The sequence below is a fragment of the Pseudomyxococcus flavus genome (genome assembly GCF_050038885.1).
GTDB classification, from domain to species: Bacteria; Myxococcota; Myxococcia; order Myxococcales; family Myxococcaceae; genus Myxococcus; species Myxococcus flavus.
In genome coordinates this window covers 357,012-377,657 of record NZ_CP143624.1, presented here as the reverse complement: position 1 = coordinate 377,657, position 20,646 = coordinate 357,012, and the positions used below count along the sequence as shown (strand labels likewise).

The window sequence follows — 20,646 nt, the reverse complement described above, 5'->3', positions numbered from 1 at the left end:
CTGGGGAGACGGGCTGTGGCGACACGACCCAAGGCCACGCCCCGCCTCGTGGGGGACGCGGCGACGCTCGAACTGGAGCTGCCGCTCACCCAGGGCTTGTCCTCATCCCGTCCCCTCCAGGCCTGGTTCAACGGGCCGGAGGGGATGGTGCTCCTCCAGGAGTCGCAAGGCCTCTCCGGCTTCCTGGCCGGCAGCCTGAGCACCCTGTCGATGGAGGAGGTCTTCGCCCACGTCCTGTCCGGCATCCGCAGTGGGCTGCTGGCCGTGCAGCACGCGACGGGCCGTCGCACGGTGTCCTTCCGCGACGGGCAGGTGGTGTTCGCCACCTCCACCGAGCGCTGGGAGCGGCTGGGCGCGGCGCTGCTGCGCCTGGGCCTCCTGACACAGGCGCAGCTCACCCAGGCGCTGGTGCGTGTGACGCCGTCGCGGCGCATCGGTCAGGTGCTGACGTCCGAGGGGCTCGTCTCCGAGGCGAACCTGTACAGCGCCATGACGTACGTGGTGCGCGAGGTGGTGCTCAGCCTCTTCGAGCTGGAGGAGGGCAGCTTCATGTTCGTCGAGGGCCCCGCGCCCATGGCGGACGTGGTGAAGCTGCCGGAGCGCACGCGGGACCTGGTCCTCACCGGCATCAAGCGGGCGGAGCTGGTATCGCGCCTGCGCCGCCGCTTCCCGGATGACATGCATGTCATGGTGGGCCCGGAGGGGCCGCTACCAGGGGACGAGAAGCTGTTCGCCCGGCTGGCGGACGGGCTGCCGCTGGGCAGCCTGCGCGGCGTCTACGAGGGCGGGCCCCATGCCTTCTACACGTGGCTGGACGAGGCCGTCCGCGGCGGCAACGTGGCCGTTCGGCCCGCGGAGCCGCCCCCGCCGAAGGCGCCCGCCGTGGAGGGCATGGCGTGGGAGCTGCTGTCCGCCGAGGAACGCTACAACCTGTTGCTGTCGCTGGTGCACCGCGCGCTGCGCGACGCGGGCAAGGACACGGACCTGCTCCGCGGCTTCCTGGACGCGCCGCCGCAGGGCCTGGAGGACGCGTACGCCGGCGTGGCGCTGGCCGAGGATGGGCGTGTGGACGTGGCGCGGCTGAGGACCAACCTCTCCGCGGGCGGTGAGGCCGTGGGCCGGGCCCTCACGCTGGAGGCGCTGGACGCCTTCGTCTCCTATGCGCTGTTTTCAGCGCGCAACGTCCTGCCTCCGGAGGTGGCGGAGCGCTTGTCCAACACCTACCGCACACTCCAGGGAGGACTGGCCTAGTCGTCGGCGCATGCCCACGTTCGTCCTCACGGCAGTCGGGGGCGGGGAGTCGGCATGGGCGCGATGAGCAGGTGGGCGTGGGGAGTTCTGGTGTTGACGACGGCCTGCGCCGGCTCGCGCCAGGTGACGAAGGACGAGGGCACCGGCGGCTCCGGGGTGGTGGAGGCCCCGAGCGCGGAGAGTCGCTCGACGACGCGCCGCTATGTGGACGAGGACCTCGGCTTCGAAATCGTCCGGCCCACGGCGGACTGGCAGCTCGATGAGACGAACGAGCGCACGCCGGAGGGGCTCGCGATTCCCGTCATCCTCCGTCACACCGTCTATGGCGCGCAGGTGGTGTTGCAGGTGGCGCCCGCGGTGGCGTCGCCCACGCAGTTCGCGGAGCGCCTCACCGAGGGGCTTCGCCAGCACCCCGGCTTCACCACGTCCGACCCCGAGCCCATTCCGCTGTCGGACAACGCCGTGGGCTTCGACTTCCAGGTGGGGGAAGGCGTGCACGGCAAGGTGGCCGTGCGCGAGGGCAGCCCCGGCCGCGTGCTGATGATGCTGGCCACGTGGCCTGCCCAGGCGGCGGCGGACGTTCCGAAGAGCGTGGACGCCCTCATCCAGGGCGTCCGCCCGCTTCAGGCTCCGGCAACGGCCTGGCGCCTGCCGCGGCGGTGAGGTGACGCCGGCTCGCGGAGGCTGCCTCGGCGGAGGTGTTCGTCCGCTCCCGGCCCCGGCGATATAGCTGCCGCATCCAGGGCGTGACACCGGCTCGTAGCGACACCTCTTTGTGCCCGCGTCCGTCCCTGGGGCCAGGTCCGGCGTGGCGCCTGCCACTGCCGTGAGGTGAGGGCGCCCCGGTGGGCGCCCTCCTCAGGAACTTCCGTACAAACTACTTCGCGCGCTTCCGGGCGGGCTTCGCCTTGGCCTTCGGCGCGGGCGCTTCGTCGGCGGGCGCGGCCTCCTGGGCCTGGGCGCGCAGGCGGACCCACTCCACCAGGGTGCGCACGCCCACGCCGGTGCCACCCTTGTTGAGGTAGCCGCGCTCCTTGGGGCTGTTGGACGGGCCCGCGATGTCCAGGTGCACCCACGGCGTGTCGCCCACGAACTCCCGGAGGAAGAGGGCGGCGTTGATGGAGCCGCCCCAGCGCTCGCCGGAGTTCTTCATGTCCGCGACCTCGGAGCGCAGCGCGTCCTTCTGGAGGTCGCTGATGGGCATGCGCCACATCTCCTCGCCCGCGGTGCGCGCGGCCTGGAGCACCTGGGCCACCGTCTCCTCGTGCTCGCCGAAGGCGCCGACGATGTAGTTGCCCAGCGCGACGACGCAGGCACCGGTGAGCGTCGCCAGGTCGATGATGGCGGACGGCTGGTGCTCGTTGGCCCACGTCAGGATGTCGCCCAGCACCAGGCGGCCTTCCGCGTCCGTGTTGGTGATTTCCACCGTCTTGCCCAGGCGCGAGGTGAGGATGTCACCCGGCTTGTAGGCGTTGCCGGCGGGCATGTTCTCGCACGCGCCGATGAAGGCGTGCACGGGGAAGGGCGGCTTGAGGGCGGCGATGACCTTCATGGCGCCCAGCACCGCGGCCGAGCCCGCCATGTCCGTCTTCATGTCCACCATGCCGTCCGTCGGCTTGAGCGACAGGCCACCCGAGTCGAAGGTGATGGCCTTGCCCACCAGCGCCAGCGGCGGGCGCCTGGCGTCGCGCGCGTTCTTCGGCGTGTACTCGAGGTGGATGAGGCGCGGCTCCTCGGTGCTGCCGGCGGCGACGCCGAGGAACATGCCCATGTCGAGCTTCTCGATGTCGCGGCGGCCGCCGATGGTGACCTTCAGCCCGCCTTCCTTCGCGGCCTGACGGGCGGCCTCGGCCAGCACCGTGGGCGTCACCGCGTTGGGCGGCTCGTTGACGAGGTCGCGCGCCCAGTTGGTCGCCGCCGCGACGCGCTGCGCCAGCGCCAGGGCGTCATCCAGCTCACGGGCACGCTCCGTGCCCTCCGGGAGCACCAGGGCCACCTTGCCCAGCTTCGGGGCGCCCTTCTTCTCCTCGCGCGCGGACGACTTGTACTTGTCGAAGCGGTAGACGCCCAGCTCCAGGCCCTCCACCACGGCGCGCACCACGTCCTGCGCGGCGTCCGTGGCGGGCAGCGCGAAGACGAGCGAGGTCGCCTTGAGCCGCTGCGCCGTCTTGGCCGCGCGGCCGGCGGCCAGGCGCAGCACCTCCGGGTGGAAGCGGGCGCGGCTCCCCAGGCCCAGGAGCAGCACGCGGTCGGCGGACGTGCGTCCCAGGGTGTGCATCACCAGGCTCTGGTCCGCACGCGCCTTGAAGCCTTCCTGGGTGGCGGCGCCGCGCAGGCGTCCCTCCAGGGCACCGTCCGCCGTGGAGAGGGAGGACGGGGCGCTGTCTCCCAGCTCGCCCTCGAAGAGGGGAATGACGAGCAGGTCGCCGCTCGTCCGCGTGGCATCGCCGGAAGCGAAGCTGAAGTTCATGGGCCGTGGAACTCCTGAACGGTGAAAAGGGCTGCGGAAAGGGCGCGGACTGTAACGCCCGCCTTGTTACGCGCAAAGCGTTGGATTTCATTCGAGCATTGCATTGCTCCGTTGCACTGGGTAGCAGTTGTGGGGAATGCCCACGCTGCTGATGCATCTGACCGCCATTGAACGGATGGCCGCCAACCCGGGTGAGCTGCCGGCGGATTGGGTGCGTGCGTTGTCGGAGGACCTGCCCTATGCGCGCTTTGGCGCGGCGCTGCCGGACCTGCCGCTGTGCGAAGGCATCCGGGGCGGGCTCGCCGCCTTCCTGCCGGAGCGGGAGATGCCGCACTTCGCCCGGCTCTACCACGAGCGCGCTCCCGTGGGCTTCGGGCTGAAGATGGCGGAGCTGGTGGCCTCCGGCGCGCTGGTGGGCACCGAGCCGGGCCTGGCCGTGCTCGCGGGCTACTTCACGCACCTGTGTCTGGACCGGCGGCTGTATCCGGTGGTGGACAGGTTGGTGGTTCGCCACCGCCGCCGGGGCGAGCGCGCCCTGGAGGCGCACCGCGACATCGAATGGGCCCAGACGCTCTTCTACCTGCGCGAGCTGCACGGCATGGACTTGCTGGGCACGTCGCGGCTGCGCGAGAAGTGTCAGGTGGTGAAGAGCCCCGGCTTCCCGTGGCGAGGCATCGGCGGAGGGCTCTACGAGCTGGTCCGTCTGTCCTCGCAGGAGCGCGTGGGCCAGGCGCCCAGCAAGGCGCAGGTGGATGGCTGGGTGCGCGGGCTGTACGTCTCGGGGCTCTTCCTTTCAAGCCCCATGGGCCGCGCGCGCGCGCTGCCTGCCTACGCGCGCCTGTCCTTCCAGGAGCTGTACCGCAACGACGCCTTCGACTTCGCGGCGGAGGTGGAAGGTGCGCTGGAGACCGCGCGTGGGGTGCTGCGTCGGCTGAACGGCTACATGGCGCGAGGCACCTTCACGCCCCGGACGCGGGCCCGCTTCCTGGAGGTCTTCCCCGAGGGAACGCTGGGCGCAAGGGCGGCGTGACACGCGCAGAGCAGGCGTCCTGGCGAGCCTGGCGCCGCTCGGGGAATGCCGCTGTCCGAAGCGCGAAGTCGCTCCTATTCTCGAAGAGGAATGACGGTTCTACTCCTCATCGCTGTGGGCGCGCTCGCGGGCACTCTGGGCGCGATGCTCGGCATCGGAGGCGGAATCGTGCTGGTGCCCGCGCTGGTGCTGGGGTTCGACATTCCGCTGGAGCAGGCGATTCCGGCGAGCCTCATGTGCGTGGTGGCCAGCTCGTGCTCCGCCGCCGCGGGCTACGTGCACAATCACCTGAGTGACATCCGCCTGGGGCTCTCCCTGGAGCTCGCCACGGTGCTGGGCGCCATCGCCGGCGGCATGGTGGCGGCGCTGGTGGCGCCCGCGATGCTGGCGGTGGTCTTCGGCCTCTTCACGCTCTATGTGGCGCTGCAGATGCTGCTGCTGCGCTCGCCGCGTCAGGAGCCCGCCGCGCTCGATGACTACGCACCCACCAACTACCCGTTGGGCTTCTCCGGCTCCTTCGTGGCCGGCGGCCTGTCCTCGCTGCTGGGGGTGGGCGGAGGGCCGCTCAAGGTGCCGCTGATGGCGTACGGCATGCACGTGCCGTTCAAGGTGGCGAGCGCGACGAGCAACCTGATGATCGGCGTCACCGGCGCCGCGAGCGTTGCCGCGTACGCGTTGAGGGGCCATCTGAAGCTGGCGTTGGTGTCGCCGCTGGTGGTGGGCGTCCTGGGGGGCGCCTACGTCGGCAGCCGGCTGATGCCGAGGGTGCCCACCGCGGTGCTGAAGCGGCTGTTCGCGCTGGTGCTGCTGGTGGTCGCGGGGCAGATGCTGTGGAAGGGAGGGGAGGGACTGTGGCCGAGCATGGTGAAGTGAGTGAGCCCGAGGAAGAGCGTGCCGTAGGCGCGTCCGTATCCGCGGTGGTGGCGTCCGAGCACGCCGCGGCCGTTCACAACGTCACGGTGTCGGCAGGCGCCGCATCGCTGACATCCCGCGCGGCGCCCGAGCCGATGGCGCACGCCGAAGCCGGCGCGGCGGGGCAGGTGCAACACCACCACCGGGAGCGCGCGGTGGCGGGAGACCGGTGGATTGCGCGGGTGCTGAGAATCGGGGCGGTGGCCAGCGGGGGAATGTTCGTCCTGTCGCTGGGCCTGGAGTCCCTGCCCCAATCCGAGCGCGTCCATGTCGCCATCGACTTATTGCGCAAGGGCGCCGCGTCACTGTTGCTGGTGACGCCCGTGGCGAGGCTCGCGGTGGCGGGCACGCTGCTGGGCCTGCGCGGTGAGTGGCGCTACATGATGATGGCCGCGGGCGTGCTGGGGCTGCTCGCGTTCGCCGTGGGGGCCGGCATCCACGCGTAGGGCGGAGCACGCGTGAGGGCGCTCCTCCCGGTGTCTCGGGGAAGAGCGCTCACACGCCACGCGCGGCGAAGTGGGCCAGCACGTTGCGCACCTTGGCGACCTCGTTCGTCTGGCCCTGCGCCTCGTAGAGCGGAATCAGCGTCTCGAACTGCGTGCGGGCGGCGGCGAAGTCCTGCTGGTAGTAGCAGGCCAGGCCCAGATCCCACCGGGCGCGGGCCTCGTACACATGGTCGTGCAGCTCCTGGTACAGCTCCACCGCGCGGAGCAGGTGCGGGCGCGCGCCCTCGTGGTTCCCGAGCAGGCCCTCCGACTCACCCAGCAGCAGGTGGCCCAGCGCGAGCGCCTCCGGGTCCTCGCCCTGCTCCAGCAGCGGCACGGCCTCCAGGAAGCGCTTCCGGGCCGGCTCGTACTCGCCCTTCTCCATGCGGATGTCGCCGATGTCGAGCAGCAGCCGCGCCACGCGCTCGTGGTTGCGCGTCTGGCGCAGGAGGATGAGGGCCTCCTGGTACTTCTCCTCGGCGGCCTCCGGCTGGCCCATGGAGCGCAGGGACTCGCCGATGCAGGCGCGGGCCAGGGCCTCGCCCTCGCGGTCCTTGGACTCGTTGAAGAGCATGGCGGCGCGGGCAATCTGCTCGATGGCGCCGCGGTGGTCCTCGAAGTTCGCCTTCACCACGCCCAGGCCCAGCAGGGCCTTGGCCTGGCCGGGCTTGTACTTCGCCTCCTGGAACTTCTCGAGCGCCTCCTCGTAGAACTGCCGGCTGGCGGCGTGGTCCTCCAGGAGGCCATGCAGCTCGGCCAGGTTCACCAGGCCCTGGCCCACCTCGGTGGGCGAGCCGGTGATGCGCAGCGGCGCCAGCGCGTTCTTCTGCCGCTGGATGGCGTCGAGGATGTGGGTGCGTTGGGTGTCTTCGGGCGGGTGGTGCATGGGGGGCCTCAGGCGTCGCCACCCTTGCGGCGGCGGGAGGTCTTGTCCAGCGAATCGTCCTTCTCGCTCCCGACAGTCCCGTTGGCGTTCTTGTCCGCCTTTTCGTGGACGAGGATGGGGGAGAAGAAGCAGTCCTTCTTCGTGTACTCGTCGAAGGCGAAGGCGAAGCGGTAGCTGGCCGCCGCGCGCTGGTTGCAGTCGGTGCGCTCGCAGAAGCGGCAGGAGATGCCGGAGGGGATGGCGTCCTTGCGCAGGTCCGTGGTGGGCAGGCCGTAGGCCAGGTACTTCGCGTTCTCCGCGTGGGTGCCCAGGCCGATGGAGTACGCGGTGCCCTTGACGATGGAGCCTTCAATGGGCTGGAGCTGCACCTTGGCGAAGCAGAAGTAGGCGGTGCCGTCCGGCATGATGGAGTACTGCCGCGTCAGCTGGGACGGGTTGAGGAAGGCCAGGTGCACGGCCCACTTCGCGCAGCTTCCGCCGCCGGTGGCGAAGCGGATGCCGGTGCCGCTGTAGCGCTTGGAGATGTTGCCGGCGATGTCCGCGCGCAGGAAGTGGAAGGGGATGCCCGGGCGCTTCGGGTCCGACAGGTTGCACAGGCGGTGCGCCACCGTCTCGTAGGTCGAGCCGAAGATGCTGGACAGCAGCTCCACGTCGTAGCGCGTGCGCTGGACCTCCTTGAAGAAGTCCCCGTAGGGCAGCATCAGCGCGCCGGCGAAGTAGTTGGCCAGGTTCACCTTGATGAGCCGCTGCGTCTCGCCGTGGCGCATGCGGCCCGCGTCGAGCACGCGCTCCAGCAGCTTCTCGCGGTCCATCACCAGCAGACCGATGGAGGCCGCGATCTGGAACTTCAGGGGCTGCTCGGTGAGGAAGGGCGACAGCGTCAGCGTCCGCTCCTCCGGATCCAACCGCCGCACCACGGACGAGCCGGTGGGGGACGGGTCGTCGAAGAGGACGCGGTAGCCGAAGCGCTCCTCCAGGAGCCGGATGAGCTGCCCGCTGGTGAGCTGCCGCTCCAGGCGCACGTCGCGGCGCAGCGCGTCCGCTTGCTCCTCCAGCTCCGGGAAGTAGTTGCGGTGCTTCTCCAGGAAGTCGCTGACCTCGTCGAAGGGCGAATAGTCGAAGCGGACGCCCGGCGACATGCCGTGCGCCGTGCCGCCCTGGGCGCGCGTGCGCTCCTCCACGTTGAGCTGCGCCAGCACGTTCTCCAGCTGCGTGCGCGTGTTCTTGTAGAGGTTGAACAGCGCCGCCACCGTGCCCGCGAGCTTCGGCTCCGCGGAGAGGGACTGGAGCGACTCGGGGTCGATGTCGAGGCTCTTGAGGAGCGGCTCGTCCAGCAGCTTCGCGAGCGCTTCGTCCACCCGGCCTTCGCCCAGCGTGGACATGAACTGCTCGGGGTCCTGGTCGAAGTAGCGCAGGGCCTTCCAGAGCAGGGGAAAGGGCATCACCCGCTTGCCCTTCTCGATGAGGTTCAGGTACGCCGGGGAAACGCCCAGGTCCTTTGCCGCGTCCGCCTGCTTGATGTTCCGGGCGAGCCGCAGTCCCCGGAGCTTCAGGCCCACGTTGGCGTTCAGTGCGTTGTCGTTCATGGCCGGATGCAGAGGCGCCTTCGGAGATCGCGAATGGCCGCGCGCGCCTCGGGTGCCTCTTCCACTCTGCAAATCGATTTACCGATTTGCAATGACGGATTTGGGGCCGCCGGAGCCCTGTCGGCCCGGCGACGGGCCGACTGCCCTGGAGGCGGAGTGTCCGATATGGACGAGCTCAACCCCACGGAATTACTGCGTGATGGAGTAGGCGCCCGTCCGGCCGGCGTCTCCACTGCCCCGGCCTGTCAAACATTTACTGATGCGTTGCGGCATCCCCGGGTAACGGTTCGGTAAGCGCGGATTCGTCGGTTTACAGGCGAGCAGCGGGTGCTGGTGGCGATCGCCGGAAGATCAGCGACACGTTGGTGCCGCCGAAGCCGAAGGAGTTGCTCATGACGGCGTCCACCTGCGCGGTGCGGGCAGCGTTGGGGACGCAGTCCAGGGGGATGCGCGGGTCCTGCCGCTCCAGGTTGATGGTGGGCGGCAGCACGCCCCGGGTGAGGGCCAGCACGCTGATGACGGCCTCGGCCGCACCCGCGGCGCCGTTCATGTGGCCCGTCATCGACTTGGTCGAGGACACGGCGACCGTGCCGGCCGCGTCGCCGAAGACCTGGGCGATGCCCTCCATCTCCAGGACGTCACCGATGTCCGTGGAGGTGCCATGGGCGTTGATGTAGCCGATGTCCGCGGGGGAGAGCGCCGCGTCGGCCAGGGCACCGCGCATGCTGCGCTGGGCGCCTTCGTGCCCCGGCGCGGGCTGGGTGACATGATACGCGTCGGAGCTGGCGCCGTAGCCGGCGAGCTCGGCGAGGATGCGGGCGCCGCGGGCCTCGGCGTGCTCCCAGGCCTCCAGGATCAGCATGCCCGCGCCCTCGGCGAGCACGAAGCCGTCCCGGTCCACGTCGAAGGGCCGGCTGGCGGCTTGCGGCGCGTCATTTCGGGTGGACAGGGCCTTCATCGCCGCGAAGCCGCCCACGCCCAGCAGGGAGATGGGCGCCTCGGCGCCGCCCGCCACGGCGACATCGAAGTCGCCGCGCTGGATGCCGCGCATGGCCTCGCCAATGGCGTGGGCGCTGGTGGAGCACGCCGAGTTCGTGGACCAGGACGGGCCCTTGATGCCGTGGCGCATGGAGACGTAGCCGGGCGCCAGGTTGATGATCATCTGGAGGATGAAGAAGGGGCTGATGCGGTCCGGGCCCTTCTCCAGCGCGCGGCGGTACGTCTCCTCCATGCTGGCGATGCCGCCAATACCGGAGCCGATGACCGCCGCGACCCGGTCAGCGTTCGATGGGGTGATTTTCAGTCCCGAGTCCGCGAGCGCCATGTCCGCCGCCACCACCGCGAACTGCGCGAAGCGGTCCATCCGCCGCAGCTCGCGCCGGTCGATGAAGTCCTCCGGCTTGAAGTCCCGGACCTCCCCCGCGATGCGGCAGTCGAGCCGACTCGCATCGAAGAGCGAGATGGGCCCCACGCCGCTCTGCCCCCGCACCAACGCGTCCCAGCTCTTCTCCACCCCCGTACCGCATGGACTGATGAGCCCCAGTCCCGTCACCGCGATCCGCCGCTTCTGCATGCCCCACTCCCTGTACGCGTCCCGCGGAGCCGGGCCCGGCCCACCCCTGGCTCCCGTTCGCGTTGTGTCCCGGATAGAATTATGGCCATCATTTAAACATGGCAACAAAGTCCTGTTCTTGTCAGGGTGTGGCCTGGATTCATGGAATGATGGGCATCATCTATTCGAGGAGGAACGCCGATGCGTGAAGAGGCGGGTGGGCCGCGGACGCGGACCGTGACGTGGAAGGACACCCGGGAGGGCGTGGCCGCGGCGAAGTCACTCTCCGGGCTGGAGTACCTGCGCGCCATCCTGCGGGGGGACGTGCCGGGGGCTCCCATCGCGGAGGTGCTGGGCTTCGCGCCGGTGGAAGTCTCCGAGGGGCGGGCGGTGTTCGAGGTGCAGCCGGCGGAGTACCACTACAACCCCATTGGCACGGTGCACGGCGGGCTGGCCGCGACGGTGATGGATTCGGCGCTGGGCTGCGCGGTGCACTCCACGCTGCCCGCGGGGGCGGGCTACACCACGTTGGAGCTTCACGTGAACATGGTGCGCGCCATCACGCAGGACACGGGCCGGCTGACGTGTACCGGGGAGGTGGTGCACGTGGGCGCCCGCACGGCCACCGCGCAGGCGAAGCTGACGGACGCCAGTGGGAAGCTGTATGCCCACGGCACGACGACGTGCATGCTGTTCCGGCCGCCCGGAGCGGGAGGTCGTGAATAGGAGACGGTGACGATGCGGTACGGACCCGAGCACAAGCAGGCCACGCGCGAGCGCATCCTGGCGGCGGCGGAGACGCTGTTCCGCAAGGAGGGGCTCGCTGGCGCGAGCGTGGAGCGCGTCATGCGCGCGGCGGGGCTGACGGTGGGGGGCTTCTACGCCCACTTCGGCTCGAAGGACGTGCTGTTCGCCGAGTCCGTGCGCGCCTTCTTCCAGCGCCAGCACGGCCGGTGGCTCGGAGGGCTGGAGGAGCTTCGCGGCGGCGAATGGCTGAGCCACTTCGTCCGGCGCTACCTCAACCACCACATCCGCGACAACCTGGAGACGGGCTGCATCCTGCCGTCGGTGTTGTCGGACCTGACGCGCGGCACGCCCGAGGCCCGCGCCGCCATCTCCGAGGGCCTGGAGGGGCTGGTGGCGGAGATGGGCGCCCGCGTTCCGGGAGAGGGTGGGGTGACGGCCCGCAAGCGCGCGCTGGCGACGCTGGCGCTCCTCTTCGGGGCCATGACGCTGGCCCGGGCCACCCGGCCCCTCCCGCTCTCCGACGAGATTCTGGAAGCCGCGCGGGAGTTCCTGCTGACGGGCGGCGACGGGGGCTCGCCGGCCGCCGCGGCCCGGAAGAAGGCCCGCTGACGTCGTGAAGGGGCTGCCCCGACGTGCCGTCGAATGTGCGGTGCCGCCAGACAAGTGTCGGCCTCCATCCCCGCGACGTGAGGGCGGGGTTCACGTCCGCCGCGCCATGCGTCACGCTGCCATCCCTATGAAGGCTGTGCTGGGTCGGCCGCGGCCAGGGTGGCTCGCCGTCACTGTCATCCTGCTCGGACTGGGGCTCGTGTCCTGCCGGGCGTCCGGGCGTCAACGCGCGTCGGAGGCGCCCGCGGCGCTGCGCTACCACCTCACCTACGTGCGCGTGCCCGAGCACGCCCTGGACGTGGAGGTGGTGCTGGCCCGGGGCGCCCCTCGCGACTTCCTCTTCAGCCAGCCGGGCGCCGTGAAGACGGTGTCCGCGCATCGGGAGGATGGTGGCGTCCGCACGCTGACCGTGGAGGACGGTCGCGTCTCGCTGCCCCGGGGCACCCGCGTCCTGCGCTACCGCTACGCGCTGGATGCGTTCATCCGCGAGCGGGGGCCGGACTTCTTTCAAGGTTCGGGAGAGGGAGACGCACGCCACGTCGCGGGCCGCGTCTATCTCATCCGGCCGCTGGTGGTGACGCCGGGGATGCGCGTGGAGCTCTCGCTGTCCGGCGCCGAGGCGCTGCTCCCGTGGCACCCCGACGCGCATGGCATCTACCACCTGCGGGGCGAGGACCTGGTGGACTCGGGCTTCCATGGCTTCGGCGGGCGCCGATGCCAGGTGCGGCTGCCGGACGCCGTGCTGGACGTGGCCATCCTGGGGCACTTCACGCACCTGAGCGATGCGGCGGTCTGTACGTGGCTGGGCAAGGCCGCCGAGGAGGTCCGTACCGTGCGGCGCGGCTTTCCCCATCCACGCATCACCGTGCGCGTCATCCCCGTGCCGGGCCACCCGGGCCCCAGCGTCTTCGGCATGGTGCGCTGGAGCTCGCCGCCCAGCATCTCCATCAGCGTGGGGCAGGAGGCGTGGCCCGAGGACTTCGAGCGGGACTGGGTGGCCGTGCACGAGATGCTGCACCTGGCCCACCCCGTCTTCCTCCCCCGCGTGCCGTGGCTGTCGGAGGGGCTGGCCACCTACTACACCGAGGTCGCCCGCGCCCGCTCCGGACGCCAGGACGCGCTACAGGCCTGGACGGAGCTGGTGGGCGGCTTCGCGCGCGGACGCGAAGGGAACGAGACGCGGACCATGGAAGAGGCCGTGTCTCAGGACGGCTTTTCGCTCGCTGTCTATTGGACGGGAGCGCTGTTCGCGTTGCATGTCGACGTGGAATTGCGCCGTCTCACTGGAAACACGCGGGGCCTGGATGACGTCCTGGAGTGGCTCGCGCGGCGTGGAAGTTCCTCCACCTTGGGTGCTTTCGGCGCGGCGGTGGATGCCATTGCCGGACAGCCGCTTTTCAATGCTCTGTTGGAGCGGCACTTGCGGCGGCCTGCTTTTGCGGAACAGGCGGGTCTGCTAGAAGCGCTGGGTGTCCAGGATGGACCCAACGGCGTCTCGCTCATCCCAGGTCGAGACAGTCTGTTGCGTGATTCGGTGGTCGGTCGGCGCAGCCACGGCGAAACACCCTGAATGCATCCACGACCCCGCACACCCCCCACGCAGTACCGAAAGGAAGTACCCAGTCATGAACGTCAAGGCTCTTGCAGCGGTTGTCGGCACCCTGTCCCTGGCCTCGCTGGCGACCGGTTGCGCCACCAAGAAGTCGGCGGAGGTCGAGCCCGCCACGGCGGAGGAGACGGGCGCCGAGAGCAGCGGCGCGACCGAGTCGCAGGAGGCCGCTCCCGCCGCGACCGAGGAGAAGGGCGCCGAGGGCAGCTGTGGCGCCGGCTCGTGCGGCTCCGGCTCCTGCGGCGGCCAGAAGCAGGAGTAGTGGCCGCGGGCCTGGTGAAGGCCGGGCCCTGTGGCTTCCGGGCGGTCGGAAATGTCTGCCGCCGCCCGGGCTGTTCTTCTGCTCCGGAAGAGGGCTCCCGCCGTGGTGGTGACGTATGCGCAGCGACATGGGTTGAGGCCGCTGGGGGCGGGCATCGGGCTGCGGAGGAGCTTCTATGCGGAGCTGCCGCGCACGCAGCGCGCGCTCGACTGGGTGGAGATCATCCCGGAGAACTTCCTGGCGCTGGGCGGGCGCTCGCAGCGCGCCTTGGACGCCTGCGCGGAGCGGTGGCCCGTGCTGCCCCACGGCGTGGGGTTGAACATCGGCGGGCCGGATGCGCTGGACGAGGACTATGTCCGCGGCCTGGCGGCGCTGGTGAAGCGGGTGGATGCGCCCTTCTTCTCGGACCACCTCTGCTATTCACGGCTGGACGGCGTGTATCTGCATGACCTGCTGCCGCTGCCCTTCAGCGAGGCCGCGGTGGAGCACGTCGTGCCCCGCGTGCGCGAGGTGATGGCCCGGGTCGGGCGTCCCTTCCTGCTGGAGAACCCCAGCTACTACGCGCGCATGCCCGGCGGCACGCTCCAGGAAGCCGACTTCCTCCGGCACGTCGTCGAGCAGGCGGACTGCGGCCTGCTGCTGGACGTGAACAACGTCTACGTCAACGCGCTCAACCACGGTTACGACGCGCGCGCCTTCATCGACGCGCTGCCGCTGGAGCGCGTGGTGCAGATTCACCTGGCCGGCCACACACGCTACCCGGACGTCATCGTGGACACGCATGGTGACCGCGTCTGCGGCGACGTGTGGGCGCTGTATCGCTACGTGCTGGCGCGCACGGGCCCGGTGGCGACGCTCATCGAGTGGGACCAGGACATTCCTTCCATGGACGCGGTGCTCGACGAGGCGGACGCCGCGCGGGCCGTGCTGGGGGAGGTTGCTGGACGATGAAACCCTCCCTGCGGGACTTCTTCGACAGCATGGGCGCGTACCTCGCCCGGCCGGGTCCGGAGTCCCTGTCCGCGTTGTATGCCCGGCACCCGGGTTGGGAGGCACCGCGCGAGCGGGTGGCGCTCTACGGGGACTTCGTGGTGGGCCACGTGCGCGCGGCGCTGGAGAAGGTGTTTCCGCTGACGCGCAAGGCGGTGGGGCAGGGCGCGTGGGACGCACTGGTGGAGGGCTTCACGCGGACGCGGCCCGCGCGTCACCACGAGCTCAATCACCTGTGCGAGGGCTTTCCCGCCTTCGTCGCCGACACATCGGCCCCACGGGGGCTGGCGCCCTTCGTCGCCGCCCTGGCGCGCTTCGAGTGGACCGACTTCGCCGTGTACGCGGCCGAGGACGCCGGCCCCGAATGCGTGGCGCGGCTGACGGCCAATCCCACGCTGGTCGTGCTGGAGCACGGCTTCCGCCTCTGCGCCTACGTGCGCGCCCGAGGCGCCCCGGCGGCACCGGAGGCCGGGGCGGAGCTGGCACTGCTGTGGCGGCACCCGGAGCAGTTGAAGACGTTCTACATGGCCGCCACGCCACCCGCGTTGCTGGTGCTGAAGATGGCGGTGGAGGGGCTGCCCCTTGAGGACGTGGTGAGCGCCACGGGCATGCCGGAGGCCGAGCTGCGCGCCACGGTGGCCCGCCACGCCCAGGACGGGCTGGTGTTCCTCCCCGCGTCGAGTGCTCAGTCCCAGGGGTAGCGCACCAGGCCCTGGGCAGTGCCGACGTAGAGCGCGCCTTCGGGGTTGAGCAGCAGTGTGTTCACGCCCGGGGCCGGCAGCCCTTCTTCCGTGCCGAAGTGGGTGACGATGTCCGCCGTCAGGTCATGGCGGACCAGGCCTCCGTTCGTTCCGGCCCAGAGGATGTCGTGCGCGCGCCCCTCCAGGGACTGCCGCTCGAAGTGGAGCGCGCGAATCTCCTCGTCCTGGAGTCCCCATGGTGCATCCCGCAGGGCCGGGCCGGGCTGCCCCAACGCACTGAAGCCCTTCCGGGTGCCGGCGAATACCTGGCCCTCGGGCCCCACGGCCACGGACAGGATGTCATCGTCAGGGACGGCGGGCGGCGTGTGGAGCACCACCGCGACGGCGGCGAGCGCGGGCTCGAAGTCCTCCTCCGCCCAGATGGTGATTTCCGCCAGGCCCGCGGAGGTGGCGGCCCATGCCTTCACCGCGTCCTCGGTGGACGTCGGAGAGACGACGAGCTGCCGCACCTCGCGACCTTGCAGCAGGCGGCGTCCGCCCACCGTGCCCGCGCGTCCCCCCGCGGAGGGGTCGCTCGCGCGCGTGAGCACGAGCCCCTTTCGCGTGCCCAGCAGCAGCAGGTCCGGGGACTCCCACGCGGCCAGCGCGGTCACCGCCGCATCCGCCGCGCCCAGCATGGCCCCCGCATGGCGCGAGCAAGCGCCGCGCACGCACCGGTGGACGCTGGCGCCCTCGGTGCCCACGAAGAGCGTCTCCTCCCCTGTCCCCCTCAGCGCGAAGAGCGAGAGCGCCGGCGCGCTCACCGCCAGCGCCGGGGCGGAGGCGGCCCCGTAGACCCACGGCGAAGTGCCGTCCACATGGCGGAGCCCATCACTGGCGAGCGCCAGGGCGACCACCGGCCGCTCGGTGTCGCCCACCTCCTCCAGCAATCGTGTGTGTCCCGGCGGCAGCACCGTGAAGGAGGCCGCGGCCCGGCCCACCGCCCCCCCAGCCTCCTTGGCGGTCAGCACCGTCGTGTGCCGCCCCGCGCGGGGGAGGGCCAGCGTCGCGGAAGGCAAGGGCGGAGCGCCGACGGACATCAGGCTTCCAGCAAGGCTGTCCCGCCACGTCAGCTCGGCGATGCTGCCCGAACTCGTTACCGCCCTCGCGTAGCCGGAGAGGAGCACGGGCTGTCCCTCCACGCAGGGGACCCGGCCGCAGTCGAGGAGGCCCTGTAGCGCACCCTCCACCCGCACCTCGGGCGCGCCATTCACGTGGACGGCCACGGTGGCCGCGCAGGCCAGGCCCCATGGGTCCGTCGCGGTGAGCGTCAGCACATGGCGGCCCGGCGTGGCCAGGCGCACCGTCTTTGTGCTCGCCCCCTGTGCCAGCGCGCCGTCCCGTGAGGACATCCACGTGTAGCGCAGGCCCGTTCGCGCGTCCTCGGCGTCTGAAGCCGAGCCCTGGAGCGCCAGCGGCACGCCCGCGTTCACCACGGTGTCAGGAAGGGGAGCCTGGATGGCGCAGTCCGTGGGCGGGGCGTTGACGATGACGCGCACGGGCCGCTCCACGCAGCCGCGCAGCGTGGCGTCCTCCGGGTCCACGGCGCAGGCGGACAGCACCTGGGCACCGGCCACAGGCAGCACGGCGCTCACGGCTTCGCCCGCGCCCAGGCGCCTGGGCCCCGCGCTGGTGGCCCAGACGGGCTGGAGGGGCTGCTCCGTCTCCGGGTCCACGCAGCGGGCGCGCAGCGGGCTCGGCACGTCGAGCAGCAGGCGCGGGCTCTCGCTGGCGGGGAGCTCCATCTCGCAGCGAGGCGGCAGGTTGGTGACCTGCCGCACGCGGACGCTGGCCGTGGCGGTGTTCCCCTGGCAGTCCACCACCCGCGCCGTCACCGTGTAGTCGCCAGGCGCGGTGAAGGTATGCGTCAGCGTGGGGCCACGGCCCAGCGGCAGGCCACCTGGCGCCAGCGTCCATTCCACGGCGTCGTCCAGGTTCCCCGCGCCACCTTCGGTGTGGAAGTCCTGGGCGGTGGCCTGGAAGCGGACGGTGGTGCCATGGGGTGGGGCCTCGCCCTGCTTCACGAACACCTCGGAGGCTGGCTCGGGCCGGGTGATGCGCACGGTGGGCGCTCGCGTGGCGCGGACCGTGACGCGCACGGCCGCCGTGGCGGAGACGCCCGACTCCGGATCCACTGCCGTGCAACGGAGCGTGTCCTCGCCCGCGACCGACAGCGCCGCCCGCACCACATCGCCGGTTGGCAGCGGACCCGACAGGGCGGAGGCCCATTGCACGGCGCGCCCTCGCAGCCGCACGCCGCGCTCCGTCAGGGCCTCGCACTCCAAGAGCAGCACCTCACCCAGGTTGAAGGTGCTGCCAGGGGCCGGCCGGAGCACGGTGGTGACGGGCGCGCCCCGCGCGAGGACGGTCAAGGTGAGCGACGCGCTCGCGGCCAGACCGCCAGCGTCCACCACCGAGGCCGTCAGCCGCTGTTCCCCCGGCTCGGTGAAGACGAGTGTGGCCCGCGCGCCACGGGCGAGCTGACCTTCGACCGACGACACCCACAGCACGCTGTCGGCGAGCGCGCCGCCTTCCTCCGCGTCGTGAACCACCGCCTCCAACTCGACGGACTGTCCCACGCGCACGACGGTGAGCTCCGAGCCCCGGTGGAGCGCGAGGCGGGGCGGGGTATTGCTGGGGTCCGCCGAGGCGGGGCGTGGCCCGGACCCGCAGGCCCACGCCACGGACGCGCCCAGCACCACCAGCACGAGCCGGAGCGTCGTGGTGGTGAGGTGGGCCACGGCGTCATGTCCTCGGCTGGCAGATGCGGCCCGCGGCCGAGGTGCCGCAGTGCCTGTCTCCAGGGCAGTCGCTGTCTTCCATGCACGTCACCGTGCACGCGCCCCTGTCACAGATACCGTCCTTCAGCCCCAGCTCATGGCAGCTCGCGTTGCTGGTGCAAGGCGCGTCCATCTGGCGCAGGGCGTGGCATCCCGCGAAGCGCGCGGCATCCGGCAGGCACCGGCCCGACTCGCAGGTGAAGCCCGCGTGACAGCCTGTCGCATACGCCTCGCCCCTGCCCGCCCGCGCGACGGAGGGGACGTCATCATCGCCGCCACACCGGGCCACACAGGCCGCGCTTCCCTCGGGCAGCACCTCGCAGTGCGTGCCGGGGGCGCATTGCCAGTCACCGGTGCAGGGCGCGCACAGGGGGCCGGGGCCCTCGCAGCGGTTGCCCCGGCACGACAGGCCTTCGCCACAGTGCGAGTTGCCGAAGCACTCGAGGCATTTCTTGTTCGGCGCGCAGACCAGGCCGTCCTCACAGCCGACCGCCTCGCAGCCCTGCTCGAGCAGCTCGTCGTCCACCGCCAGGTCGACCTTGACCTCCTTCCTCTCGCCCGGGCCCGCACAGCCTTCGATGAGCGTGGTCGGGAAGCCCCTCGCCGACACCGACACCGTGTAACACCCGTTCGGCAGGGGGCCCACGCGCAGCCGTCCCTGCGCATCCAGCAGCAGGCGCTGGAAGGGCGTGCCTTCGACGGAGACCTCCGCCGCCGACAGGCGGAAGCCGTTGGTCGTCCTCACCCGCATGTCGAAGAAGCCCGCGGGCGTCGGGGCCACTGGCTCGACATGCACGGACTGGCCGCCCAGCACCTCCACCTGGACGCGCGCGGCCTTCTCGGCGGTGGCGACGATGAACAGCTCGGCGGGGCCCGCGGGGACGTCCTCCAGCGTGAAGCGCCCGTCCTCGGCGACGTGGCTGCTCACGCCCGGCTGCCCCACCAGGGACACCAGTGCCACGGAGGTGTCGCTCTCCGTGAGTTGCCCATGCACGGTGCCCACGCGGAAGGGAGCGTTCTCCAGGTTTCCGCAGGCCACCGCCCCCGACACCACCAGGGCGGTCACCGCAATGAAGTTTGAGCGCATCAGAACCGATATCCCGCGCCGGCCCAGCCACCCGTGAACCCCACGGCCTGCCCCTGCCCGTCCACGACGACGTACGTCAACATGAGCTGAGCCTGTGTCGTCAGCTCCAACCGCTCGCCCACCCGCCATACGACTCCGCCCACCACGCCCGGGCTGACGGTGAAGTACCGTTGCCCCTGGGAAGCAGCGTCTACGTCAAAGGACCGCCTCAGGTACAGGCCGGCCACACGGGGGCCGGCGAACAGCGTCAGCCGATTCCATCGCCACAGATAGGGCAGGGCCGTGCCCACGGAGAACGTGGTGTATCGGAAGGGCAGCTCGCTCCCGGGGGTGAGCTGGAGGGCCCGCCGGCCGGTGCTGAAGGCCACGTCGAAGAGCAGTCCGAAGTCCTGGAGCGGCTGGTCCTCCAGTCGCAGTGACAGCGCCACCTCGGGCGACAGGGGCAGCAGCTCGGCGCGGCTCCGGGCGTCCACGAAGGAGAACATCCCGCCGAGCAGCGACAGCGAGCGGCGGGGAAAGGCTTCCGCCAGCAGCCGCTCCAGGGGCAGTCGGGCCCCTTCACCCACGTCCACCTCCCGCCGCATGAGGATGGCGTCGCCCTTGGTCAGCTCCACCGTCCGCTTGCCGGGCGTCACCGCCGCGCCGCCGGGCAGCTCCGTGCGGGGCTCGCCATCCACCTTCAGCGTGAAGCCGTCCAGGCGCGGGTTGTAGGAGAACAGCTCGGGGCGGCCCGTCCGGGTGATGCTGCCGGACAGCACCACCGGGTCCGCGCCCACCTCCAGGATTTCCGCCGACGGCCGCTGCCGTCCCTCGGTGAAGGCGAAGGTGCGGCGGCGTGCGTGGTCATGGGCCTCGGTGGCGGTGACGGCGCCGTCGCCGTTGCGGTCGGCCGCGCCGCCCAGTCCGTCGATGAGGAAGTGGGTGTAGATGTCGTTGCGCAGGCTCTCGTCCTCGCGCGCCGTCTCGCCCCAGTCGCAGGCGGCGAAGACCATGGACGCGCGCGACGACTCCTCCAGGGGACGGGCGTAGAACCCGGCCTTGATGCCGGCCAGCTCCGCCTTCAGCTCCTTGGGCAGCAACGACTTGCCGCTGCCGCTGTGGCAGGTGGCCAGCACCAGCAGCCGCCGCCGGCTGGCCAGCCCGTCGAACTCCGCCTTCAGCGCGTCCATGCTCAGCGCCGTCTGGGGGATGTTGCGGTACGACGCGTCCTTCGTGACGAGGTAGCGCCGCAGCTCGCCCCGGGCGTCGCGGGCCAGCGTGCCGTGCGCGGAGAAGTAGACGACCACCACGTCGTCCGGCCGGTTCGCCTCCTTCTTCAGCCGGCGGAGCGCCGCGAGGATGGCGTCGCGCGTCGTCTCCTCGGGGCGGGTGAGCACCCGGACCTGGTCGAAACGGCCGCGCGCCGGGTCCCGGAAGGCCGCGGCGAGGTCCCGGGCATCCTTGCCGGTGTAGCGCAGCCCCTGCCAGCGCGGGTCGTCGAACGAGGAGATGCCCACCAGCAGCGCCATCCGCCGCGGCTGGTAGGCGCTGGAGAGCGAGGCCTCATCGAGCTCGAGAGGCACCAGGCCGCCCTTCTCCCGCGAGGAGGGCGCCGCGCACGCGGCCATGCACGTCAGCAGGATGGGAAGGAGTCGCCTCACGAGGAACCGT

18 protein-coding genes are annotated in these 20,646 nt (G+C 71.2%); 11 read left to right on the top strand and 7 right to left on the bottom strand.

Annotated features, from left to right (window positions below):
• The first annotated feature begins 15 nt into the window (after positions 1–15).
• Together VZL07_RS01455 and VZL07_RS01450 are read left to right on the top strand one after the other, a co-directional pair.
• Positions 16–1,251 (top strand): DUF4388 domain-containing protein, encoded by a 1,236-nt coding sequence (locus tag VZL07_RS01455; protein WP_426753516.1) that lies wholly within the window; start codon positions 16–18, stop codon positions 1,249–1,251.
• A 54-nt stretch (positions 1,252–1,305) separates the two neighbouring features.
• Positions 1,306–1,914: a hypothetical protein gene (locus tag VZL07_RS01450; RefSeq protein WP_426753515.1), complete on the top strand. Its 609-nt coding sequence runs from the start codon at positions 1,306–1,308 to the stop codon at positions 1,912–1,914.
• A gap of 214 nt (positions 1,915–2,128) precedes the next feature.
• On the opposite strand, the gene VZL07_RS01445 is transcribed toward VZL07_RS01450, so the two are convergent.
• The gene (locus VZL07_RS01445; RefSeq protein ID WP_426753514.1) at positions 2,129–3,721 is read right to left on the bottom strand and encodes a leucyl aminopeptidase; all 1,593 of its coding nucleotides are present in this window, start codon (positions 3,719–3,721) and stop codon (positions 2,129–2,131) included.
• 136 nt (positions 3,722–3,857) lie between these two features.
• Here VZL07_RS01445 and VZL07_RS01440 point away from each other — a divergent pair, with 136 nt between their 5' ends.
• The 3 genes from VZL07_RS01440 (at position 3,858) to VZL07_RS01430 (ending at position 6,109) form a co-directional block, all read left to right on the top strand.
• Positions 3,858–4,751 carry a hypothetical protein gene (locus VZL07_RS01440; protein ID WP_426753513.1) on the top strand — a complete coding sequence of 298 codons (894 nt, stop codon included), beginning with the start codon at positions 3,858–3,860 and terminating at the stop codon, positions 4,749–4,751.
• Between the two features lie 90 nt (positions 4,752–4,841).
• Positions 4,842–5,624, top strand: coding sequence for a sulfite exporter TauE/SafE family protein (locus VZL07_RS01435; protein WP_426753512.1), 783 nt, complete (start codon positions 4,842–4,844; stop codon positions 5,622–5,624).
• The gene (locus VZL07_RS01430; RefSeq protein ID WP_426753511.1) at positions 5,621–6,109 is read left to right on the top strand and encodes a hypothetical protein; all 489 of its coding nucleotides are present in this window, start codon (positions 5,621–5,623) and stop codon (positions 6,107–6,109) included. The genes VZL07_RS01435 and VZL07_RS01430 overlap by 4 nt, the downstream gene beginning before the upstream one ends.
• Before the next feature lie 49 nt (positions 6,110–6,158).
• On the opposite strand, the gene VZL07_RS01425 is transcribed toward VZL07_RS01430, so the two are convergent.
• From VZL07_RS01425 to fabF, 3 genes are all read right to left on the bottom strand, one after another.
• Positions 6,159–7,034, bottom strand: coding sequence for a tetratricopeptide repeat protein (locus VZL07_RS01425; protein WP_426753510.1), 876 nt, complete (start codon positions 7,032–7,034; stop codon positions 6,159–6,161).
• Between the two features lie 8 nt (positions 7,035–7,042).
• Entirely contained in the window at positions 7,043–8,620 is a 1,578-nt protein-coding gene (locus VZL07_RS01420) for a helix-turn-helix domain-containing protein (RefSeq protein ID WP_426753509.1), read from the bottom strand.
• A gap of 310 nt (positions 8,621–8,930) precedes the next feature.
• Positions 8,931–10,193 carry a beta-ketoacyl-ACP synthase II gene (gene fabF, locus VZL07_RS01415; protein WP_426753508.1) on the bottom strand — a complete coding sequence of 421 codons (1,263 nt, stop codon included), beginning with the start codon at positions 10,191–10,193 and terminating at the stop codon, positions 8,931–8,933.
• Between the two features lie 180 nt (positions 10,194–10,373).
• On the opposite strand from fabF, the gene VZL07_RS01410 reads away from it, so the two are divergent.
• The 6 genes from VZL07_RS01410 (at position 10,374) to VZL07_RS01385 (ending at position 15,090) form a co-directional block, all read left to right on the top strand.
• Positions 10,374–10,898 (top strand): PaaI family thioesterase, encoded by a 525-nt coding sequence (locus tag VZL07_RS01410; protein ID WP_426753507.1) that lies wholly within the window; start codon positions 10,374–10,376, stop codon positions 10,896–10,898.
• A gap of 12 nt (positions 10,899–10,910) precedes the next feature.
• Positions 10,911–11,528 carry a TetR/AcrR family transcriptional regulator gene (locus VZL07_RS01405; protein ID WP_426753506.1) on the top strand — a complete coding sequence of 206 codons (618 nt, stop codon included), beginning with the start codon at positions 10,911–10,913 and terminating at the stop codon, positions 11,526–11,528.
• A 127-nt stretch (positions 11,529–11,655) separates the two neighbouring features.
• Entirely contained in the window at positions 11,656–13,098 is a 1,443-nt protein-coding gene (locus tag VZL07_RS01400) for a hypothetical protein (RefSeq protein ID WP_426753505.1), read from the top strand.
• 55 nt (positions 13,099–13,153) lie between these two features.
• Positions 13,154–13,399 (top strand): hypothetical protein, encoded by a 246-nt coding sequence (locus tag VZL07_RS01395; protein ID WP_426753504.1) that lies wholly within the window; start codon positions 13,154–13,156, stop codon positions 13,397–13,399.
• Positions 13,400–13,504: 105 nt separating this feature from the next.
• Positions 13,505–14,350 carry a DUF692 domain-containing protein gene (locus VZL07_RS01390; RefSeq protein ID WP_426757216.1) on the top strand — a complete coding sequence of 282 codons (846 nt, stop codon included), beginning with the start codon at positions 13,505–13,507 and terminating at the stop codon, positions 14,348–14,350.
• Positions 14,347–15,090: a DNA-binding domain-containing protein gene (locus VZL07_RS01385; protein ID WP_426753503.1), complete on the top strand. Its 744-nt coding sequence runs from the start codon at positions 14,347–14,349 to the stop codon at positions 15,088–15,090. Before VZL07_RS01390 ends, VZL07_RS01385 begins: the two co-directional genes overlap by 4 nt.
• Here VZL07_RS01385 and VZL07_RS01380 read toward each other — a convergent pair.
• From VZL07_RS01380 to VZL07_RS01370, 3 genes are read right to left on the bottom strand one after another with little or no spacing between them, the layout of a single operon-like run.
• Positions 15,075–17,870, bottom strand: a complete 2,796-nt coding sequence (locus tag VZL07_RS01380) for a PKD domain-containing protein (protein WP_426753502.1) — start codon at positions 17,868–17,870, stop codon at positions 15,075–15,077. The genes VZL07_RS01385 and VZL07_RS01380 overlap by 16 nt on opposite strands.
• Before the next feature lie 4 nt (positions 17,871–17,874).
• The gene (locus tag VZL07_RS01375; protein WP_426753501.1) at positions 17,875–18,996 is read right to left on the bottom strand and encodes a carboxypeptidase-like regulatory domain-containing protein; all 1,122 of its coding nucleotides are present in this window, start codon (positions 18,994–18,996) and stop codon (positions 17,875–17,877) included.
• On the bottom strand, positions 18,996–20,636 hold the full coding sequence (locus tag VZL07_RS01370) for a caspase family protein (protein ID WP_426753500.1): 1,641 nt from the start codon (positions 20,634–20,636) through the stop codon (positions 18,996–18,998). Before VZL07_RS01370 ends, VZL07_RS01375 begins: the two co-directional genes overlap by 1 nt.
• Positions 20,637–20,646 lie beyond the last annotated feature (10 nt).